Origin of the sequence: Sphingomonas jeddahensis (assembly GCF_001981525.1) — a bacterium.
Lineage (GTDB): Bacteria > Pseudomonadota > Alphaproteobacteria > Sphingomonadales > Sphingomonadaceae > Sphingomonas > Sphingomonas jeddahensis.
On the sequence record NZ_MPSB01000013.1, the window covers coordinates 24595 to 44508 of the forward strand.

General features: G+C 65.4%; 21 protein-coding genes. 10 read left to right on the top strand and 11 right to left on the bottom strand.

Features of this window, described 5'->3' with window-relative positions:
* From SPHI_RS12465 to SPHI_RS12480, 4 genes are all read right to left on the bottom strand, one after another.
* Positions 1–1134, bottom strand: a complete 1134-nt coding sequence (locus SPHI_RS12465) for a GNAT family N-acetyltransferase (protein WP_076745288.1) — start codon at positions 1132–1134, stop codon at positions 1–3.
* A 125-nt stretch (positions 1135–1259) separates the two neighbouring features.
* On the bottom strand, positions 1260–1721 hold the full coding sequence (locus tag SPHI_RS12470) for a RidA family protein (protein WP_076745289.1): 462 nt from the start codon (positions 1719–1721) through the stop codon (positions 1260–1262).
* An 87-nt stretch (positions 1722–1808) separates the two neighbouring features.
* Positions 1809–2438: a hypothetical protein gene (locus SPHI_RS12475; protein WP_076745290.1), complete on the bottom strand. Its 630-nt coding sequence runs from the start codon at positions 2436–2438 to the stop codon at positions 1809–1811.
* Positions 2435–2710, bottom strand: coding sequence for a DUF3572 domain-containing protein (locus SPHI_RS12480; RefSeq protein ID WP_076745291.1), 276 nt, complete (start codon positions 2708–2710; stop codon positions 2435–2437). Before SPHI_RS12480 ends, SPHI_RS12475 begins: the two co-directional genes overlap by 4 nt.
* A gap of 36 nt (positions 2711–2746) precedes the next feature.
* Here SPHI_RS12480 and SPHI_RS12485 point away from each other — a divergent pair, with 36 nt between their 5' ends.
* Positions 2747–3109, top strand: a complete 363-nt coding sequence (locus SPHI_RS12485; RefSeq protein WP_076745292.1) for a response regulator — start codon at positions 2747–2749, stop codon at positions 3107–3109.
* Positions 3110–3146: 37 nt separating this feature from the next.
* Here SPHI_RS12485 and SPHI_RS12490 read toward each other — a convergent pair whose 3' ends face one another.
* Together SPHI_RS12490 and mgtE are read right to left on the bottom strand one after the other, a co-directional pair.
* A complete protein-coding gene (locus SPHI_RS12490) occupies positions 3147–3551 on the bottom strand; it encodes a DUF1489 family protein (RefSeq protein ID WP_076745293.1) in 405 nt (134 codons plus the stop codon).
* Positions 3552–3572: 21 nt separating this feature from the next.
* Positions 3573–4979, bottom strand: a complete 1407-nt coding sequence (gene mgtE, locus SPHI_RS12495) for a magnesium transporter (RefSeq protein WP_076745294.1) — start codon at positions 4977–4979, stop codon at positions 3573–3575.
* Positions 4980–5116: 137 nt separating this feature from the next.
* On the opposite strand from mgtE, the gene SPHI_RS12500 reads away from it, so the two are divergent.
* Positions 5117–5572 (top strand): peptidylprolyl isomerase, encoded by a 456-nt coding sequence (locus SPHI_RS12500; RefSeq protein ID WP_076745295.1) that lies wholly within the window; start codon positions 5117–5119, stop codon positions 5570–5572.
* 77 nt (positions 5573–5649) lie between these two features.
* On the opposite strand, the gene SPHI_RS12505 is transcribed toward SPHI_RS12500, so the two are convergent.
* Positions 5650–6540, bottom strand: a complete 891-nt coding sequence (locus SPHI_RS12505) for a LysR substrate-binding domain-containing protein (RefSeq protein WP_076745296.1) — start codon at positions 6538–6540, stop codon at positions 5650–5652.
* Positions 6541–6915: 375 nt separating this feature from the next.
* On the opposite strand from SPHI_RS12505, the gene SPHI_RS12510 reads away from it, so the two are divergent.
* Positions 6916–9207, top strand: coding sequence for a CDC48 family AAA ATPase (locus SPHI_RS12510; RefSeq protein ID WP_076745297.1), 2292 nt, complete (start codon positions 6916–6918; stop codon positions 9205–9207).
* 71 nt (positions 9208–9278) lie between these two features.
* On the opposite strand, the gene dnaN is transcribed toward SPHI_RS12510, so the two are convergent.
* Entirely contained in the window at positions 9279–10397 is a 1119-nt protein-coding gene (gene dnaN / locus SPHI_RS12515) for a DNA polymerase III subunit beta (protein WP_076745298.1), read from the bottom strand.
* Between the two features lie 156 nt (positions 10398–10553).
* Positions 10554–11207 (bottom strand): outer membrane protein, encoded by a 654-nt coding sequence (locus tag SPHI_RS12520; protein ID WP_076745354.1) that lies wholly within the window; start codon positions 11205–11207, stop codon positions 10554–10556.
* Between the two features lie 187 nt (positions 11208–11394).
* On the opposite strand from SPHI_RS12520, the gene SPHI_RS12525 reads away from it, so the two are divergent.
* The 3 genes from SPHI_RS12525 to rlmN all read left to right on the top strand — a co-directional run bounded on the left by SPHI_RS12525 (position 11395) and on the right by rlmN (position 13877).
* Positions 11395–12030, top strand: a complete 636-nt coding sequence (locus tag SPHI_RS12525; protein WP_076745299.1) for a histidine phosphatase family protein — start codon at positions 11395–11397, stop codon at positions 12028–12030.
* 10 nt (positions 12031–12040) lie between these two features.
* Positions 12041–12490 (top strand): invasion associated locus B family protein, encoded by a 450-nt coding sequence (locus SPHI_RS12530; RefSeq protein WP_076745300.1) that lies wholly within the window; start codon positions 12041–12043, stop codon positions 12488–12490.
* A 202-nt stretch (positions 12491–12692) separates the two neighbouring features.
* The gene (gene rlmN / locus SPHI_RS12535) at positions 12693–13877 is read left to right on the top strand and encodes a 23S rRNA (adenine(2503)-C(2))-methyltransferase RlmN (RefSeq protein ID WP_233130914.1); all 1185 of its coding nucleotides are present in this window, start codon (positions 12693–12695) and stop codon (positions 13875–13877) included.
* 12 nt (positions 13878–13889) lie between these two features.
* Here the strand turns inward: rlmN and recN are convergent, their stop codons facing one another.
* Both recN and SPHI_RS12545 read right to left on the bottom strand, forming a co-directional pair.
* Positions 13890–15545: a DNA repair protein RecN gene (recN, locus tag SPHI_RS12540; protein WP_076745301.1), complete on the bottom strand. Its 1656-nt coding sequence runs from the start codon at positions 15543–15545 to the stop codon at positions 13890–13892.
* Positions 15546–15594: 49 nt separating this feature from the next.
* The gene (locus SPHI_RS12545) at positions 15595–16641 is read right to left on the bottom strand and encodes an outer membrane protein assembly factor BamD (RefSeq protein ID WP_076745302.1); all 1047 of its coding nucleotides are present in this window, start codon (positions 16639–16641) and stop codon (positions 15595–15597) included.
* Positions 16642–16761: 120 nt separating this feature from the next.
* On the opposite strand from SPHI_RS12545, the gene SPHI_RS12550 reads away from it, so the two are divergent.
* The 4 genes from SPHI_RS12550 to SPHI_RS12565 are packed head-to-tail and all read left to right on the top strand — an operon-like array spanning position 16762 to position 19900.
* Entirely contained in the window at positions 16762–17586 is an 825-nt protein-coding gene (locus SPHI_RS12550; RefSeq protein WP_076745303.1) for a class I mannose-6-phosphate isomerase, read from the top strand.
* 22 nt (positions 17587–17608) lie between these two features.
* Positions 17609–18430, top strand: coding sequence for a sulfite exporter TauE/SafE family protein (locus tag SPHI_RS12555; RefSeq protein WP_076745304.1), 822 nt, complete (start codon positions 17609–17611; stop codon positions 18428–18430).
* A gap of 46 nt (positions 18431–18476) precedes the next feature.
* Positions 18477–19160, top strand: coding sequence for a cytochrome b/b6 domain-containing protein (locus SPHI_RS12560; RefSeq protein ID WP_076745305.1), 684 nt, complete (start codon positions 18477–18479; stop codon positions 19158–19160).
* Positions 19157–19900 carry a molybdopterin-dependent oxidoreductase gene (locus SPHI_RS12565; RefSeq protein ID WP_076745306.1) on the top strand — a complete coding sequence of 248 codons (744 nt, stop codon included), beginning with the start codon at positions 19157–19159 and terminating at the stop codon, positions 19898–19900. The genes SPHI_RS12560 and SPHI_RS12565 overlap by 4 nt, the downstream gene beginning before the upstream one ends.
* Positions 19901–19914 lie beyond the last annotated feature (14 nt).

The window sequence follows — 19914 nt, forward strand, 5'->3', positions numbered from 1 at the left end:
TCACTCTCCCTTTCGAAACGGCGTCAGCCGCTCCAGAAACGCCTGATCCGCCTCAACCGCCGCCCGTTCGCGCACCAGGAACTCCGCCACAGCACGGCGAAACCCTGGATTCGGGATGTAATGCGCCGACCAGGTCGGCACCGGCGCATAGCCGCGCGTCAATTTGTGCTCCCCCTGCGCCCCGGCCTCCACCGTCTTCAGCCCGCGCGCGATCGCCGCATCGATCGCCTGGTAGTAGCACAGCTCGAAATGCAGGAACGGCACGTCCTCGATGCAGCCCCAATAGCGGCCATAGAGTGTCTCCGCCCCGATCAGGTTCAGCGCCCCCGCGATCGGCATGCCGTCACGCTCGGCCAGGATCAGCAGCAGCCGATCCCCCATCCGCTCGCCCAGCAGCGGAAACACCGAACGGGTGAGATACGGCTGCCCCCATTTCCGGCTCCCCGTATCCTGATAGAAGGTCCAGAACGCGTCCCATTCGCGCGCGCCGATCTGATCCCCGGTCAGGTGCCGGATCGTCAGCCCTTCGACCGCGCCCGCACGCTCCTTGCGGATCGCCTTGCGCTTGCGGCTGGCCAGCGTGGCGAGGAAATCGTCGAAACTGCCGAAGCCATGATTGTGCCAGTGGAACTGCGTCCCCTCGCGGATCAGCCAGCCGGCATCCTCGAACAACGGCACCTGCTCGGGCGACAGGAAAGTGGCGTGCGCGGAGGACAGCTCATGCTGGTCGGTCACCGCCTCCAGCGCCGCGATCAGCGCCGGCGCCGCGGCGGAATCGCGCAACAGCAGCCGCGGCCCCGGCACCGGGGTGAACGGCGTCGCGATCTGGAGCTTGGGGTAATAGGAACCGCCCGCGCGCTCCCAGGCATCCGCCCAGGCATGGTCGAAGACATATTCGCCCTGGCTGTGCGCCTTGGCATAGGCCGGCGCCACCGCGATCGGCGCGCCATCCGCCCCGTCGACGATCACCGGGATCGCCTGCCACCCGCTCCGCCTGCCGACGCTGCCTGACTCTTCCAATGCGGAGAGAAAGGCATGGCTGACGAACGGATTGTCGCCCGCGGCGCACGCATCCCATTGTGCGGCCGGAATGCTGGCGACACCATCGGCAAGGCGAGCGGTCAGTTTGGTCATGCTTTAATGATTCCGTTCGCCCTGATCTTGTCGAAGGGCTGCCGTCCTCTGAGAGGAAGGGCAGGGCTTCGACAAGCTCAGCCCGAACGGAAGAAGGGGCAAGAGGTTCAGTCGGGCCGTAAAGTTCAGCCCGCCACCGCGATCACGGCATCCACCTCGACCGCCGCATGGCGCGGCAGCGCAGCAACACCAACCGCCGCGCGCGCATGCTTGCCGGCATCGCCGAACAGCGCGACCATCAGGTCCGACGCGCCATTCGCTACCTCCGGCTGATCGCCAAAGCTCGCAGTCGAATTGACGAACACGCCCAGCTTCACAACCCGCGCCACGCGCGACAGATCGCCCAGCGCCGCCTTCACCTGCGCCACCACCATCAGCGCGCACAGCTTGGCCGCCTCCTGGCCCGCGGCGACGTCGAGGTCGTCGCCCAGCCGCCCGGTGACGACCTTGCCATCACGGAACGGCAGCTGGCCGGAGACGTGAAGCAGCCCGCCCGCCTCGACGGCGGGAACATAAGTGGCGACGGGAGCAGCGGCCTTGGGCAGGGTGAGGCCAAGCTCTTCCAGCTTGCGATCGATATCGGTCATGGCCACGGGTTCAACACCAGCTCGCCGCGACATTCAAGCACCCCGACCATTCCCTTCCTGCAAGAGGGAGGAACCTGAACCCCCGCCTCAACCCTGCGCCGGCTGCCCCGCCGCGAACCGCTCGGTTATCCACGCCAGCGCCTCGGGCCAATCGTCGATCCGCGCATGCGCCGCCGGGGCAGGGGGTACGCCGGGCGCCAGCGCCGGCTCCGCGACCATATGCAGCCGGTGGACCTGCGGGGCATGCTCCGCCACCGATTCATGGTGCATCGGCAGGTCGTCGATGAACACCGTCACCGGATTGCCATGCTCCGCGGCGATCGCCCCCACCGGCGCGCCCTTCGGTCCCTGGTTGCACTCGACGCGATGTTCGATCCCGAAGGCGGCAAGCTGGTCGATGCGATGCGTGCGGCACTGGTCCTGCAAATTGGTCAGGATCACGATGTCGGCCACCTCAGCGATCCGCGCCAGCGACTCGCGCGCACCCGGCACCAGGGTCTGGCGGTGCATTTCGCCCGGGAAGAAGCCGTCTAGGAAGCCCATCATCTCCTCGCGCGTCGGCGCCGCGCCGCCGTTGCGCCGGCGCATGTTGCGGCCCAGCTCCCAGCTCGTTGGCGTGAAATCGATGTCATGCGCATCACCCAGCCAGTCGCCGAAATGCTTCACCATGTGCAGCAGCACTTCGTCGCAGTCGGAGATCAGGAGGGGACGGTTCATAGCGCTTCCAATTCGTGGCGGGCGCGCACCAGCGCCTCGGGTTTGGTGTCGATCGCCGCGGCGCAGGCGATCAGGTCGGGTTCGTGCGCTTCCAGGAAATGGAGGCTGGCGGCCAGCACCGCCGGTTCGCCGATCCGCGCGCGCAGATCGTCCGGATCCAGCCCGGTCAGCGAGATCAGCCGCGACGCGCGGTCGGGCTCCGAGAGCGTCCACACCAGCGCACGCAGCGCAAGCGCATCGGCCGGTTCTGCGTTTGAGTCGCGTCGCGTCATCGCCTATCGTGGGTGCAAATGGGGGTCGGGACTGGCGTGGCAAAGAAGGTGCTCGTTGTCGAGGACAACGAACTCAACCTGAAGCTCTTCTGCGATCTGCTGCGCGCGCACGATCATGCCGCGGAGCCGGTGCGCGACGGTCGGGAGGCGGTGGCACGCGCCCGTGAGTTCGCGCCCGATCTCATCATCATGGATATCCAGATGCCCTATGTCACGGGCTATGAGCTGATCCTGGAGCTGAAGGCCGACGACGCGTTGCGCGCGATCCCGGTCATGGCCGTCACCGCTTACGCCGGCCGCGAGGACGAAGAACGCATCCGGGCGGCGGGGGCCGAGGCCTATGTGTCCAAACCGATCAGCCTGGCCAAGTTCATGGAAACGGTCGGGGCGCTGGTCTGATACTGAAATCATCCCCGCTCCGAGGAGGGATATCAGCTCAAACCAACCCAAGCTCCGCCAGCTTCCCCAGCAATCCCGGTGGCAGCTCCGCCATGTCGGTGCCATCGCCACCAAGGTCCGCCGGCGCATCGTCATGCTCCAGATAGCGCCACCCCTGATGCGCCCGCTTCGGTCGCGCTGCCACCAGCCGCAGCACCGGATCGATATGGATCGCCACCCGGCCACCCTCCGCGTCGCCAAAACTGAGGATCGGTGACCGCGCCACCAGCTGATGCTTGATGATCCAGAACAAGGATCCCTGACCGGCGATCTCCTCATGCCGCTTGGGCAGGTAGCGCGTTGTCAAAAACAACGGCCCTTCCTCCCCGCGCAGCTTCAGGCGCTCGGCAAGATTTTCGACATGGGTGTGACCGAAAGCGACTTTGGTGATGTGAAGCGGCATGCTCGCCGGATGTGGGGAGCCTCAGCCGACGAGGCCAGAGGCAGTCGCAAGCCCCAGAAAGGCGAGGAAGCCGATCGAATCCGTCGTCATCGTCACGAACACCGACGATGCCACTGCGGGATCGGCGTTGAAGCGATCCAGCGTCACCGGCACCAACACGCCGGCTAGCCCGGCGACTAGAATGTTGGTCATCATCGCCGCCGCGATCACCCCGCCCAGCATCGGATTGCCGAACACGATCGACACGCCCACGCCGATCACTACCGCTACGGTTACCCCGTTGAGCAGCGCCACCCGGATCTCGCGCCCGATCGCTCGCGCGGTGTTCGATTGCGTCAGCTGGTTCGTCGCCAGCGCGCGCACCGTCACCGCCAGCGTCTGCGTTCCCGCATTGCCGCCCACGCCCGCCACGATCGGCATCAAGGTGGCGAGCGCCACCATCCGCTCGATCGTCGTTTCGAACATCGAGATGATGAAGGAGGCGAGCAAGGCGGTGAACAGATTGGCGATCAGCCAGCGTACGCGCGCCTTGTAGCTGTCCACCACCGGCTCGTTGATGTCGCCCTCGCCGGCGCCGGACAGAAGCAGCGCGTCCTCGCCGGCTTCCTCCTGGATGATGTGGACCACGTCATCGACGGTGATCATGCCCACCAGCCGCCCCGATCCGTCCACCACGGCGGCGGAGATCAGCGCATATTTCTGGAAGCGCAGCGCGACCTCTTCCTGATCCATGTCGACCGGGATCAACGTCTGTTCGCGCTGCATCACATCGGCCATGGAGATCGAGCGCGGGGTGCGCAGGATCCATGACAGGGCGCAGGTGCCGACCGGCTTGTGCGCCGGATCGACCACAAACACTTCCCAGAAGTCGGTGGTCAGTTCCTCGTGGCCGCGCAGGTAATCGATCGTGTCACCGATCGTCCAATGTTCGGGGACCGCGATCAGCTCGCGCTGCATCAGGCGGCCGGCGGATTCTTCCGGATAGCTCAGCGCCTCCTCGATCGCGGCGCGATCGTCGGGTTCCATCGCGCGGAGCACTTCGCGCTGGTCCTCCGCGTCCATGTCCTCGATGATCGCAACAGCGTCGTCGGTATCGAGTTCGGAGGCGATGTCCGCGACCTGCCGCGCGTCCAGCGCGTCGATCAGTTGTTCGCGGACATAATCGTTCATCTCAGCGAACACATCGCCGTCGAGCAGATCGGCGACCGCGGCGGCGAGCGGGGCGCGGCGTTCGTCGGGGGTCAGTTCGAACAGGTCGGCAATGTCGGCCGGGTGCAGCGGCTCGACCAGCCGGTGCGCCTCCTCGGTGTCGCCATTCTCCACCGCGTCCAGCACGGCATCGACGAATTCGGGCCTCAGCCGGTCGTCCGCGTCCAGCTGGTGCTCGTCCTCAAGGCGCCCGTCATTGCGGAGTTCGGTGTCGCTCATCGCCCGCCTCCATCGGCTGCCGGATCAAGCCGCGCCTCCTAGCGCCGCTGGCCTGCGAAGCCAACTGCGCCGATTTGCGTTCATGCCGGGGCGGGGCTACGGCGCCGCTTTCCCGATTACACCGGAAGGAGCCGTTCATGGCCGATACCTTTAACACGCTGGTGCTGACGCTCGACGGCGGCGACGTGACGATCAAGCTGCGCCCCGATCTGGCGCCCGAGCACGTCAACCGTATTGCGGAGCTAGCGAACGACGGCTTCTACGACGGCGTGGTCTTTCACCGCGTGATCCCGGGTTTCATGGCACAGGGCGGCGATCCTACGGGCACCGGCATGCACGGTTCGGACAAGCCAAATCTGAAGCAGGAATTCTCCAAGCAGCCGCACGTCCGCGGCGTCTGCTCGATGGCCCGCACCAACGATCCGAACAGCGCCAACTCGCAGTTCTTCATCTGCTTCGACGATGCGCGCTTCCTCGACGGCCAATACACCGTCTGGGGCGAAGTCACCGATGGCATGGACCTGATCGACGCGCTGCCCAAGGGCGAGCCGCCGCGCGAGCCGGGCAAGATCGTCAAGGCGCGCGCTTCCTAACCTTCGCGCACATTTGCTCGTCACCCCGGACTTGATCCGGGGTGACGCAGCACACGAATGCTCCCACCGAACCCTTCTCAGACCGTCTCCGACCCCAGCGCCCCGATCAGCCAGTCTCTGAACAGCCGCACCTGCTTCATTTGCAGCGCGCGCGGGCGGCAGACGAACCAATAGCTGTACGGGCTCACCACCTCGATCTCGAACAGCCGCACCAGCCGCGGGTCCGCTGCGTCCTGGAAATGGCTTTCGTGCATGAACGCGACGCCCAATCCCTGCGCCGCGGCTTCCAGCATCAGCGCGCCCGAATCGAAATGATCCACCGCTGCCGGTTCGATGTCATGGAGCCCGGCCGCGGTGCGCCAAGCCGTGAAGGTGTCCGGCATCTCGCGATGTACCAGTGCGGTCAAGGTGGCGAGCTGCTGCGGCCGAACGATCGGATCAGGCCGCTCGATCAGCGATCGGCTACCGATGACATAGACCATGTTGCGGTCCAAACGCCGGGCGTACAGCGCCGGGTCGATGTCGCGGGCCAACGCGATGACCGCATCCAGACCTTCGCCCAGCCTTGTCACGCCATGCGCAGCGGTATCGATATCCAGATGGATCTCCGGATGGGCGTTGCGGAGTTCCGTCAACCGCGGAAACAGGCGCTGCGAGGCGAATAGCGGAAGCACGCCCAGGCGCAGCCGCAGCACCTCCGCCGCGCTTGTCATGGATTCGACCGCGTCAGATAATTGGTCCAGCACCGGCGCGATCTGTGCCAGCAGCCGCTCCCCATCGGCATTGGGCACCATCGCCTGATGCCGGCGATCGAACAGCGGGCGATCGAGAAAACGCTCCAGCGTCTGAACGCGGCGGCTTAGCGCCGGGGCTGACAGTGCGAGCTCTTGCGCAGCCGCCTTGACCGATCCGAGCCGCGCAACGGCGACAAACGCCTCGATCGCGGTCAAGGGTGGCAATCGACGCATGGTTCTACTCGTTCCTTGTTGTGCGTTGCACGATGTTGACGTCACGTTCACCACACAAGCACATGGCCGTGCGGATGCAAATTTTGCAACCCAACCGTGTTTCTTCGCACTTGCACAATAAGAGGTTCGGACGCAAATAGGGCGGGCCTTTCAGGCATCCTCTCCTAAAAACTTTTCAGGGGCTGGTCTTCGGATCGGCCCCTTTTTTTCGCGTCAACAATCTCCAACTTTCTCCGGATTGTCCCGTAGATAGCCGGGGATAGCCCGATTTTGCCGCCGATGGGCGCCTTGTCGCCCAGTGATGGTCCAACGTTGCCCCTAAAAACTCGGGCGCGCCTCTATATCTAACGCTGAGAATCCCGGAGGAGAAGCGCATTGGCGGACAGCGAAACGCAGGCCCAGAAGTTACAGGTCGCTAATGCCCGACCGGAGGATAGCGGCCGTGGCATCGCCCACCTGCCCCGCGCCTTCATGGCGTCGCTTGGCCTCACTGATGGTGACGTGATTGAGATTGTAGGCAAAAAGTCTACTCCCGCGCGCGCCGTCGGCCCCTATCAGGAGGACGAAGGCTTGGCCCTCGTCCGCATTGACGGGCTTCAGCGGGCCAACGCCGGCGTTGGCTCGGGCGATTTCGTCGAAGTGCGCCGTGCCGAATCGAACCCAGCGACCCGCGTCGTGTTCGCGCCGGCCGCGCAGAACCTGCGCCTTCAGGGCTCCACGGTAGCGCTGAAGCGCACCTTCATCGGCCGACCTCTGGCACAGGGCGATGTTGTCGCAACCGCCGGCCACCAGCGCGTCGCGAACATGCCGCCGGGCATGCAGCAATTCGTCAATGCGCCCGCTTACGCCCTGCAGGAAATTCGGCTCGTCGTCGTCTCCGCCGCGCCGAAGGGCATTGTGCATATCGACGAGAATACCGAGGTCGAGCTTCGCCCTGAGTACGAAGAGCCCAACGACGCTCGCCGCGCTGATGTTACCTATGATGATATTGGCGGCATGGCCGCAACGATCGATCAACTGCGCGAGATGGTCGAGCTCCCCCTCCGCTATCCGGAGCTATTCCAGCGCCTTGGCGTTGATCCGCCCAAGGGCGTTCTGCTCCACGGCCCGCCCGGAACGGGCAAGACCCGGCTGGCACGCGCGGTGGCGAACGAGAGCGACGCGCAGTTCTTTTTGATCAACGGTCCGGAGATCATGGGCTCGGCTTATGGCGAATCGGAGGGCCGGCTGCGCCAGGTCTTTGAGGAAGCCGCGAAGAACGCGCCTTCGATCGTCTTTATCGACGAAATCGATTCGATCGCGCCCAAGCGCGGGCAAGTGTCCGGTGAGGCAGAGAAGCGCGTCGTTGCGCAGCTTCTCACGCTGATGGACGGGTTGGAAGCGCGTGCGAACCTCGTGGTCATCGCCGCCACCAATCGGCCGGAGGCGATCGACGAGGCGCTGCGCCGCCCGGGCCGGTTCGATCGGGAGATCATCGTCGGCGTTCCGGACGAGCGCGGAAGACGTGAAATACTGGGCATCCATACGCGTGGCATGCCGCTCGGCGACAAGGTCGATCTGGACGAACTCGCCCGCACTACCTTCGGCTTTGTCGGCGCCGACGTTGCCGCGCTCACCCGCGAGGCGGCGATCGAGGCGGTGCGGCGGATCATGCCGCGACTTAACCTTGAAGAGCGAACGATCCCGCCGGAGGTGCTCGATACTCTCGCGGTGACGCGCGAAGACTTCATGGAAGCGCTAAAGCGTGTTCAGCCGAGTGCGATGCGCGAAGTGATGGTGCAGGCGCCGACGGTCCGTTGGGACGATGTCGGGGGCCTGGATGACGCGCAGATGCGCCTCAAGGAAGGTGTCGAACTGCCGCTGAAGGATCCTGATGCATTCCGTCGCCTCGGGATCCGTCCGGCCAAGGGCTTCCTGCTTTATGGCCCGCCGGGCACGGGCAAGACCCTGCTCGCCAAGGCAGTGGCACGTGAGGCAGAGGCAAACTTCATCGCCACCAAGTCCTCGGATCTGCTAAGCAAATGGTATGGTGAGAGCGAGCAACAAATTGCTCGCCTGTTCCAGCGTGCGCGCCAGGTAGCGCCCACGGTGATCTTCATCGACGAGCTCGATTCGCTGGTGCCGGCGCGTGGCGGCGGCTTAGGCGAGCCGCAGGTCACCGAACGTGTGGTGAACACCATCCTTGCCGAGATGGACGGGCTGGAAGAACTTCAGTCGGTGGTGGTGATCGGTGCGACCAATCGACCAAATCTTGTCGATCCGGCACTGCTGCGACCGGGAAGGTTTGATGAGTTGATCTACGTCGGCGTACCGAATGCGGCGGGGCGCCGGCGAATTCTGGCCATTCAGACGCAGAAGATGCCGCTCGCCGACGACGTCGATCTGGATGTCATCGCCGAGCGCACCGATCGTTTCACCGGCGCTGATCTAGAAGACGTGGTGCGACGCGCCGGTTTGATCGCCTTGCGCGAGTCGATCGAGACAAAGGAGGTGCGCCAAGCGCACTTCGAAGCGGCGCTCACCGAATCGCGCGCAAGCGTAACGTCGGAAATGGAGCGCGACTACGAGCAGATCGCTGCAAAGCTGAAGCAGGATGCCGCATCGATCCAGCCGATCGGTTTCATCACGCCTGGTCAACTCACCCCGCGCGGCGACAAACGGGGCTGAGCGGAGGGGAGGGCGGCCGCCTCTTCCCCTGAACTGGAACGTCCTCCCCGCGGCGCGGGGAGGGCATTCAATCACACGCGCATCGGCATCAAAACATAAAGCGCCGGAGCCTTGTCATTCTCGCGGATCAGCGTAGGCGCGGCGGCGTCGGCGAGGTGCACCTCGACCACGTCGCCGTCGATCTGGCCGAGAATATCCATCAGATAGCGGCTGTTGAAGCCGATCTCGAACTCCGCGGCCACATACTCGCCCGGCACGTCCTCCGATGCGGTGCCGTTTTCCGGGCTCGTTACAGACAGGGTGATCTTGTCGCGGCCAAGGCCCATCTTCACCGCACGGGTCTTCTCCGTCGCAATGGTGGAGACGCGGTCAACGCCCTCCATAAAGGCCGACGGATCGAGCTTCAGGATCTTGTCGTTACCGGTCGGGATGACACGGCTGTAATCGGGGAAGGTGCCGTCGATCAGCTTCGACGTCAGGATTGCCTGGCCGAGATCAAAGCGGATCTTGGTGCCGCTGAGCGACACACCGACCGAGCCATCCACCTCGTCGAGCAGCTTGCGCAATTCGGCCACGCACTTCCGCGGCACGATCACGTCGGGCATGTTCTCTGCGCCATCCGGACGCGGTAGCGTGACGCGGGCGAGGCGATGGCCATCGGTAGCGGCCGCCTTCAGCACCGGCTGCGAGCCGCCGTCTTCCGAGACGTGGAGGAAGATGCCGTTGAGGTAGTAACGCGTCTCTTCGGTGGAGATGGCGAAACGGGTCTTGTCGATGATCTGCTTCAGCGCCTCGGCCGGCATTTCGAACTGCGTCGGCAGTTCGCCCTCTGCAATCACAGGAAAATCATCGCGCGGCAGCGTGCCGAGCGAGAAGCGCGCGCGGCCGGCGACGATCGTCATCCGCCCCTCGGCAGCGGTGAGCGATACCTGAGCGCCCTCGGGCAGCTTCCGCGCAATGTCGAACAAGGTGTGGGCCGACACGGTGGTGGCGCCGGGCTGATCAACGGCAGCGGCGACGCTTTCGTTGATCTGCAGATCGAGATCGGTGGCCATCAGGCGCAGCGCGCCCTCGGCCGTCGCCTCGATCAGCACGTTGGACAGGATCGGGATGGTGTTGCGGCGTTCCACCACCGATTGGACATGGCTCAGCCCCTTGAGGAGCGTTGCGCGTTCGATCGTCGCCTTCATCAAGTCTTCCCCCGGCCCGCAGGATTCGACCAGGGGCAACTCGCCCGGTTCCTAGCCAAACAGAAAGGGCCGGAGCAAGCGCCCCGACCCTTCTTTTCGGTGGATAGTTCCGATCCGACCATCACTGGGAACGGCGTGTTGCCGGCCCGGCAGTAGTTAGAAGCGGAAGCCGGCGCCCACAGCGACCTGATGACGATCCGTGTCCACGCCGAAGGTGCCGGTGCTGGCGCCGTCCGGATAGTTCAGGCGGGCGTCGCCATAGTTAGAATAGCGATACTCGAGCTTCGCATAGGTGTTCGGCGACAGGCTCTGCTCGACACCGGCGCCAAGACGAAAACCGTCGAGGTTGAAGTTCTGACCGGTTTCGGTCGTGGTGTCGTTGCGCGTCAGGTCGAGACGGGCATTGGTGTAGCCCACCTTGCCGTAGACCAGCGTCCGCGGTGCCGCGATCACGCCGATGCGGCCTCCGACGTACAGGTCACGACCTGCCTTGACGCGGCCGTAGCCGAAGTCGCTGGGATCGCGCGGATCATTGTCGACACGGCCGGTCGAACCGGTGATCTCGCCTTCGAGACCGACAACGAGGTTGTTGAATGCGATGTCATAGCCGATGTCGCCACCGTACAGGAAACCATCGCTGCCCTGATCGCCGCGGATCATCGAATCCTGCGTATCGCCGGGGCGCATCGCATCATAGCCGAGGACCACGCCGGCACGCGGGCCGGTGAAGGGGCCGGCGTCCTGCGCGGCAGCCGGAACAGCGACGGCGGCGGTCGTGGCGGCGAGGGTCGCCAGGATGAGCTTACGCATAAAAAACTCCATTTGCGTGTCCGCCACAACGTCGGCGGGGATCATCCAAATGGGCCATCGCGAACGATGTTGCATGAACCTCAGATAAACGCGCATTTGCGTTGTTTCTTGGCCACAGGGGGTTGAAGCAGGGGGGGGGCGGACTATGCGCGTCCGACGGCCGGAGCGCGGAAACGGGGAGACGGAAATGACCATCACACAGCGCCGCGGGCGCGACTTCATCGCGCGGCACGGAGAAACGGTGTTCAACGCCGCCCGCCGGATGCAGGGCGATGCGCCGCACACGCCGCTGACCCGTGCCGGCTTTGCGCAGGCCGAGGAGATGGGGCAGGCGCTGCGTGCATTCCTGGGGCCGAGGCCGAAGCTGACGATGTGGGCCTCCTCTGCCGGACGCGCCTTGCAGACGCTGGCGATCATCGCCGAGCATCTGGAGCTCGATTGGCACGATGCCCGGCATGACGACCGGCTGATCGAGATCGGCATGGGCAGCTGGGGCGGCCGCTATTACGCCGATCTGACGGGCGAGGTGGGGCCGGTGGTGGATAAACGCGGGTTGCTTAAATGCGCGCCCGATGGCGAAGGGTATGACGCGATCGCGGTGCGTGTTTCCTCGTGGCTTGCCGATACCGCCGAGGATGAGGGCGACCGGCTGGTTCTGATGCATGGCATTTCGAGCCGGGTGATGCGCGGCGTCATGACGGGGGCGCCGGTCGACACGTGCGGCGCGCCAGTGCTGCCTGCGCATCCGCAAGGCACGGTGACGATGATCGCCGAGGGGCGCGAGACCGTGATCCATCTCGGCACCGGGCAGGCGCCGGCGTGATCGCGCGCCCGTGATCCTCGCGCTTGCGCTGCTGCTCGCGGGGGAGCGCACGGCGATCGGCGTGTACGACGCGTGGGGGGCGTTCCGCGATGGCGTGCCGCCGCGCTGCTATGCGATCAGCGCGCCGGTGCGATCGGGCAGCCGCGCGTTCGTCAGCGTTGCCGCGCGCTTCGGGCGCACTCGGCGGGCGGCGCTGTATGTGCGGCTCTCGCAGCCGCGCGGCACGAGCACCCCGGTGACGCTGTCGATCGGCGAGCGCCGCTTCACCTTGTCGGGCAGTGCGCGCGCGGCTTGGTCTCCTGATGCGCCGACGGATCGGGCGATCGTGGCAGCGATGCGCGGTGGGCGGAGCATGAGCGTTTCGGCCGTGAGCGCGGCTGGGCGGCCGTTTGCCGACAGCTATGCGCTGGGTGGCGCGGCGACGGCGATCGATGCGGCGACCTTGGGGTGTGGGGGGTAATCTCCCCTCCCGCCTGCGGGAGGGGGCGGGGGTCGGCCTGATCACGGGTCGCGCTTGAGGGCAGCCCACCCCCAGCCCCTCCCGCAAGCGGGAGGGGAGTTCAGGTTTCCCGTCCTCGCGGGAATGACGGCGGCGCAGTCTACTGGAAATCGGCGCTGATTTCCGCTATATGCGCGCGATGCAGACACTGTCGGCCGCTCCCATGCCCATCCCCGGGCACATCGATCCCGTGCCCGTCGCGCGAGCCATTACGCCGCGTGCAGATGGTCGTGTCGACCTAGTCGGCCTGTCCAAGAGCGAATTGCGCGAGGCGCTGGCCGCCGGCGGACTCGACGCGCGTCAAGCCAAGCTGCGCGCAAAGCAGATCTGGCACTGGATCTACAATCGCGGCGCCACCGACTTTTCGGTGATGACGGACATCGCCAAGGCACAGCATCCGTGGTTGACTGAGCGGTTCGTGATCGGCCGTCCGCAAGTGGTTGAGGCGCAGGTCTCCTCGGACGGGACGCGCAAGTGGCTGCTGCGTTCCGACGACGGGCAGGACTTTGAGATGGTTTTTATCCCCGATGCCGATCGGGGGACCTTGTGCGTGTCGAGCCAGGTCGGCTGCACGCTCAACTGCACCTTCTGCCACACCGGCACGATGAAGCTGGTGCGCAATCTCACCGCTGGCGAGATCGTCGGCCAGGTCATGCTGGCGCGCGATGGCCTTGGCGAATGGCCCAGCCAGCCCGAGGGACGCATGCTCACCAACATCGTGATGATGGGCATGGGCGAGCCGCTGTACAATTTCGACAACGTCCGTGACGCTCTGTCAGTGGTGATGGATGGCGACGGGCTGGCCCTGTCGAAGCGCCGGATCACGCTTTCCACCTCGGGGGTGGTGCCGATGATGGCCCGCGCGGGGGCGGAGATCGGCGTGAATCTCGCCGTATCGCTCCATGCCGTGACCAAGCCGGTGCGGGACGAGATCGTGCCGCTCAATCGCAAATACGGCATTGAGGAGCTGTTGCAGGCGTGCGCGGACTATCCCGGCGCCAACAATGCCCGGCGCATCACGTTCGAGTACGTGATGCTGAAGGACAAGAACGATTCGGATGATGACGCGCGCGAGCTGGTGCGCCTGCTGCGGCGCTACAAGCTGCCGGCGAAGGTGAACCTGATCCCGTTCAATCCCTGGCCGGGCGCTGCCTATGAATGCTCAACCCCGGAACGGATTCGGTCGTTCTCCAACATCGTGTTCGAGGCTGGCATCTCGGCGCCGGTACGCACGCCGCGCGGACGCGACATCGATGCGGCCTGCGGGCAGTTGAAGACCGCCGCCGAGCGCAAGAGCCGTGCGCAGATGGATCGTGAAGCCGCCGACAAGGCAGACGCGCTAGGCTGACGATGTTCAGCCTCAGGCGGTTTCGATCAGCCGATCCGCCTGAGCCCGCGCTTCATCGGTGATTATGGCGCCCGAGAGCATGCGGGCGATTTCCTCGCGCCGTTCGCCGGGCTCAAGCTGACGCACGCCGGTGCGCGTGACCACGCCATCGTTGCGCTTGGCGATCAGCAGGTGCGCCGCGCCGCGCGCCGCGACCTGGGGGGAGTGAGTGACCACGAGCAATTGCGCCCGGCCCGCCAGGCGATGGAGTCGCTCGCCGATGGCAGACGCGACGGCACCGCCAACCCCACGATCGATCTCGTCAAAGATCATCGTCGCCGCGCCGCCTTCTTCCGCCAACGCGACCTTGAGCGCGAGGATGAAACGAGACAGTTCGCCGCCAGAGGCGATCCTGATCAGCGCGCCGTAAGGAGCCCCCGGGTTGGTGGCGATCTCGAACTCCACGCGATCGTGCCCCGCGGCGCCCCATTGTTCTTCGGGCAAGGGCGCCACGGTTGTGCGGAAACGGGCGGCGTCGAGTTTCAGCGGCGGCAACTCCCCTGCAACCGCGGCGTCGAGCCGCGCGGCAGCAGCAGTTCGCGCCTTCGTGAGCTTGGCGGCGGCTTCGACATAGGCGTCGCGAGCCGCTCGCGCCCGCTGTTCGAGCGCGGCAATGTCCTCCTCGCCCGCTTCGAGACGGCTGCGCCGACCACGAAGCTCGTCAGCGAGCGCGGCGAGGTCGTCGGGCTGCACGCGATGCTTGCGGGCCATGCCCCGCAACTCGAACAACCGTGCTTCGTCATCCTCCAGCGCGCGCGGATCAAAGGCGAGCGCGCGTGCTGCCTCGTTGACCTGGTCGCCAGCGTTGCCGGCCTCGATTACGGCGCGATCCAGCGCAGCGAGAGCCTCGCTCAGGGCAGGGTGGTCAGGCGCAATACGGTCGAGGATTCGCGCCGCCTGGCGCATGCGAGCGAGCGCGCCGTCGGAGCCGTCGAGCGCATCGGTGAGGGCGTTCAGGTCCTCCGCGATCTTCTCCGACCGTTGCATGACACGACGGCGTTCAGCGAGCGCTTCTTCCTCGCCCGGCTCGGGGGCAAGGGCGTCAAGTTCGGCAACGGCATGGTCGAGCCATTCACGGTCGCGCGTAGCGATCTCGATTTCTGCGCGGGCCTCGGCAAGTGCGGTTTCCGCGCCGCGCCAGGATTGCCAAGATGCCGCTACTCCCGCGCTGTCCAGCCGGGCAAACGTATCGAGCAACGCGCGATGGCCGCGCGGATTGAGCAGGCCGCGATCGTCGTGCTGACCGTGAATCTCAACCAGCCGCGCGCCAAGCTCGCGCAGCAACGCGGCGGAGGCGGGCTGGTTGTTAACGAAGCCCCTGCTGCCGCCATCGGCCTTCACCACCCGACGAACGATCAGCGGTTCGCCCGCTTCGGCCTCGATGCCATTCTCGTCCAAAAGCGAGGCGAGATCGGCCGGAGGGTCAAAGGTCGCGGTGACGCTGGCCTGTGCGGCGCCATGCCGGACCAGCCCGCTGTCACCACGTGCACCCAGTGCCAGGCCCAAAGCATCGAGGAGGATCGACTTGCCGGCGCCGGTCTCACCCGTGAGGACGCCAAGGCCGGGACCGAAATCGAGGTCAAGCGCCTCGATCAGTACCACGTCGCGAATCGAGAGCGCCGTCAGCATGAAGTCGCCAACGCGCCGTGCGACAGGTGGTGCCGCACGGGCTGCGTTGTCACTGGTCCTGCGGCGTGTCGCTCGGCGGTGCGGCCGGCGTGCCGGGCTGAACGCCGGTTGGGGTGGCGGTGCTTGGCGCATTGCCGCCTGGGGTCGCGCCGGCGCCGCCGGTCGTGGTGGCCGGCGTCGGTCCGCCCGGCGCTTCGGCGCGCGGTGTTGCTCCGCCTTCGATGGGAAGCACTTCCACTTCCCTGCGCACCGGGGCTTCCGGTCTGGTAACGGTCGTCTGCGGTATCACCGTTTCGCCAGGTTCCAGCGGCTGGATCGGCGTTGCCGGGTTCTCGCCCAAAAGCTCAAACGCGCGCTTGTACCACCACGTCTCGGGATAATTGGCGCCAAGCACCGCGGCGGAGCGCTTCGCTTCCTCGCGCACGCCGAGCGCAAGATAAGTTTCGGTCAGTCGCATCAATGCTTCGGGGGTGTGAGTGGTGGTCTGATATTCGTCGATGACCTTGCGGAAACGCAGGCTCGCCGCCAGCCATTGGCCGCGCCGCTCATAGAAGCGGCCGATCTCCATCTCCTTGCCGGCGAGGTGATCGCGCACCAGATCCATCTTCAGCCGCGCATCGGCGGCATAGCGCGAATTGGGATAGCGACGGGTGAGTTCACCGAGCGAATCCTGCGCCTGCGCCGTGATCTTCTGATCGCGGGTGACGTCGTTGATCTGCTCGTAATAGCTCATCGCGATGAGGTAATAAGCGTAGGGCGCGTCGCGATTGCCGGGGTGAACCGACAAGAAGCGCTGCGCGCCCTGGATCGCTTCGGTATAATTCTTGGCGAGATAATTGCTGAATGCACCCATCAGCTGCGCACGGCGCGCCCATACGGAATATGGGTGCTGGCGCTCCACCTCGTCGAACAGCGCGGCGGCCACCTTGTATTGGTGCTGATCGAGCTTCTGCCGAGCGGCGGTGTAAAGCGTGCCCACATCGCGAGCGACATAGGGCAGGTCGCCACCGGCGCGATTACGCGCGCAGCCGGCGATCGGCAGTGCCATCGCCGCGAGCATGAGGGCGACGAGCGGACGGGACGGGAGGTTACGCATCAATCGAGCCTTTAGCGCAGGGCCGCGCGCGCGAACAATGCTGAAACGTGATGGGTGAAACGCATTGGTCACGGCGGCGTTCGATAGCTACCACAAAGCTCCATCATTGCGGGGACACACATGACTGCAACCTTGCTGGCCACCAAGCGCGTCGAAAAGCCATGGGGGCGGCACACGCTTTATCCGGGCTTTCCTGATCCGTCCCCGGATGGTGAGCCGATCGGCGAAGTGTGGTTCCAGTCGCCGCATCCCGATGAGCCCGAGCTGCTGATCAAATATCTGTTCACCAGCGAGAAATTGTCGGTGCAGGACCATCCGTCCGACACGGAAGCGCAGAAGCGCGGGCTGCCGCGCGGCAAGGACGAATGCTGGCTGATCCTGGATGCCGAGCCTGATTCGACCATCGCCATCGGGCCCAAGCAGACAATGACCGCTGAAGAGCTGCGCGCGAGCGCGCTGGATGGTTCGATCGAGGACAAGCTTGATTGGAAGCCGGTGAGGGCGGGTGATTTTTATTACTCGCACTCGGGGGTGATTCACGCGATCGGCGCAGGGCTTACGCTGATCGAGGTCCAGCAAAATTCCGACACCACCTATCGCTTGTACGATTACGGCCGTCCGCGCGAGCTTCACCTGGACGATGGTGTCGCGGTGGCGGATCTGGAGCCTTATGTCGCGCCGCAACGTCCTGGCGAGATAGCGCCGGGCCGCACGATCCTGGTGGAAGGGCCGAAGTTCGTGCTGGAACGCTGGGGCGGCGGCAAGCGCAACATCGTGCTCGCGGACGGCCAGACCGGCTGGCTGGTGCCGATCCGCGGCGAAGGCGTAATCGGCGGCGTGGCCTGGCGGGCGGGCGAGTGCGTGATGGTGACCGGCGTGGAAGAATTGCACGCCTCAGTCGATGCGGACCTGCTGTTCGCTTATCCCGGAACCGCGCGGATCTGACCTTCACCGCCACGCCGGGGAAATGCCTGGCGTGGCGGGTCGCGAAACGCTCGACATTGTGCCCGCGGGTCGCGAAGAGCCCGCGGTGCTCGATCTACCCTCCACAATCCTCGTCATTGCCGCCGGTTTTATGGGTGGTGCGATGAACGCGCTGGCCGGCGGCGGGTCGTTCGCGACCATGCCGGCGCTGCTGGCGATCGGCCAGCCGGCCAACATCGCCAACGCGACCTCCAACTTTGCTGTGCTGCCGGGGGCGGCAATGAGCAGCTGGTCGTTCCGCGATGAACTGGGGCCGGTCGGCGGCGTGAACCTGGGCGTGCTCGGCTGGGTGACGTTTGTCGCGGGCCTGTTCGGCAGCGTGTTGCTGGTACTCACCCCCACGCGCACCTTTGACCTGATCGTGCCGTGGCTGGTGCTGTACGCCTTTGTCGTGCTGGCGGTGGGCAAGCGGGCGTCCGTGTGGCTGGCGCAGCGGGTGACGATCGGCGCGCGCACGCTGATCAGCGTTCAGGCGCTGCTAGGTGTCTATGGCGGCTATTTCGGTGGGGGCGTCGGGCTGATGATGACGGCGACTTATGGCCTGCTCGCCGGATTGCATCCACGGGCAATGTTTGCGCCGCGTACGCTGATGCTGACGCTCGCCAACGCCGCGGCGGCGATCGTGTTCGTGGTGTCGGGCATGATCCACTGGGCGTCGTGCGTGCCGATGCTGCTCGGCGGCCTTGTCGGTGGCTGGGCGGGCGCGGTGCTGGGGAAGCGGTTGCCGCATGGTGTGGTGCGCTGGTGGACCTTGCTGGTGTCGGGCGGCACGACCTTGGTGTTCTTCTGGCGAGCGTATTTCTGATCTGCGGCCCGTGCGAGCGGGTTGCAGTGGTGCTAAGCATCGTTCGATGACGTTTGTTTATCGCCACCGTCTTGCCACCCGTATCTGGCACTGGATCAACGCGGTCGCGATCTTCATCCTGATCGGTTCCGGACTGGGCATCTCCAATGCGCATCCGCGTCTTTATTGGGGACGGTACGGCGCGAACTTCGATCCGGCATGGCTTGAATTGCCGCGCTTCCCCTCGTGGCTGACGATCCCGGCGAGCTACAATCTCGCGCTCTCGCGCCGGTGGCATCTGTTCTTCTCGCTGGTGCTGGCCTTCGGGTTGCTCGGTTACATGATGGCTAGCCTCCTCAACCGTCACTTCGCGCGCGACCTGCACCTGCGTCGCCGCGACCTTTCGCGCCGGCACTTGTGGGCCGACCTGCGCGCCCATCTGGCGCTGCGCTTTCACGATCCGGAGCGTCCGCGCGATTACAACGTATTTCAGAAGCTCTCCTATGTGGTGGTGATCTTTATCCTCCTGCCGCTGGTGATCCTCACAGGAGTAGCGCTGTCGCCCGCGATGAATGCGGCATGGCCGTGGCTGCTTGATCTGTTCGGAGGCCGGCAATCGGCACGGTCGATCCATTTCCTGTGCATGTTCGGGCTGGCGCTCTTCACCGTTGTGCACCTTGCGCTCGTTATTCTTGCCGGGGTTGTGAATGAAACGCGGTCAATGATCACCGGCTGGTGGCGCCTCCCATGATCCTCGCCCGGCGCAGCCTGATCGCTGGCACCGCCGCCTTGCCGGCCGGGTGCGACCGCATTGCCGAGCAGCCGACCGCCCGGCGTATCCTGTTCCTGGGCGAAGACATGCACCGTGGCCTCCAGCGCGCGCTGTCTGATCGCAACGCTCTTGCCCCGGAATTCACGCCTGACCAGCGCTCGCCCTTCTTCCGTCCCAACGGCACGCGTGATCCTGGTACGACGGAATACGCTGCCTTGCGCGCGGCACGTTTTGACGACTGGCGGTTGAAGGTCGATGGATTGGTCGCAAGGCCCCTCTCGCTTGGCCTGGCTGACCTCGGCGCCCTTCCGCAGCGCGCGCAGATTACCCGGCACGATTGCGTCGAGGGCTGGAGCGCAATCGGCAAGTGGCAGGGGCCCCGGCTAGGCGACGTGCTCAAGGCTGCGGGGCTGCGCGACGCGGCGCGCTACATCGTCTTCACCTGCGCCGACCTCTATGGTGGCGAGCCTTACTACGAGTCGATCGACCTCGTCGACGCTTTCCACCCGCAGACGATCCTCGCCTGGGCGCTGAACGACCGCTTCCTGCCGGTGATGAATGGCGCGCCCTGCCGGCTGCGGGTCGAGCGGCAGCTCGGCTATAAACACGCCAAATATCTCATGCGGATCCAGGCGGTGGGCAGCCTCGTCGGGATCGGAAAGGGGCGCGGCGGATATTGGGAGGATAACGTCGATTACGATTGGTATGCGGGGATCTAGACCTAACGGTCTGG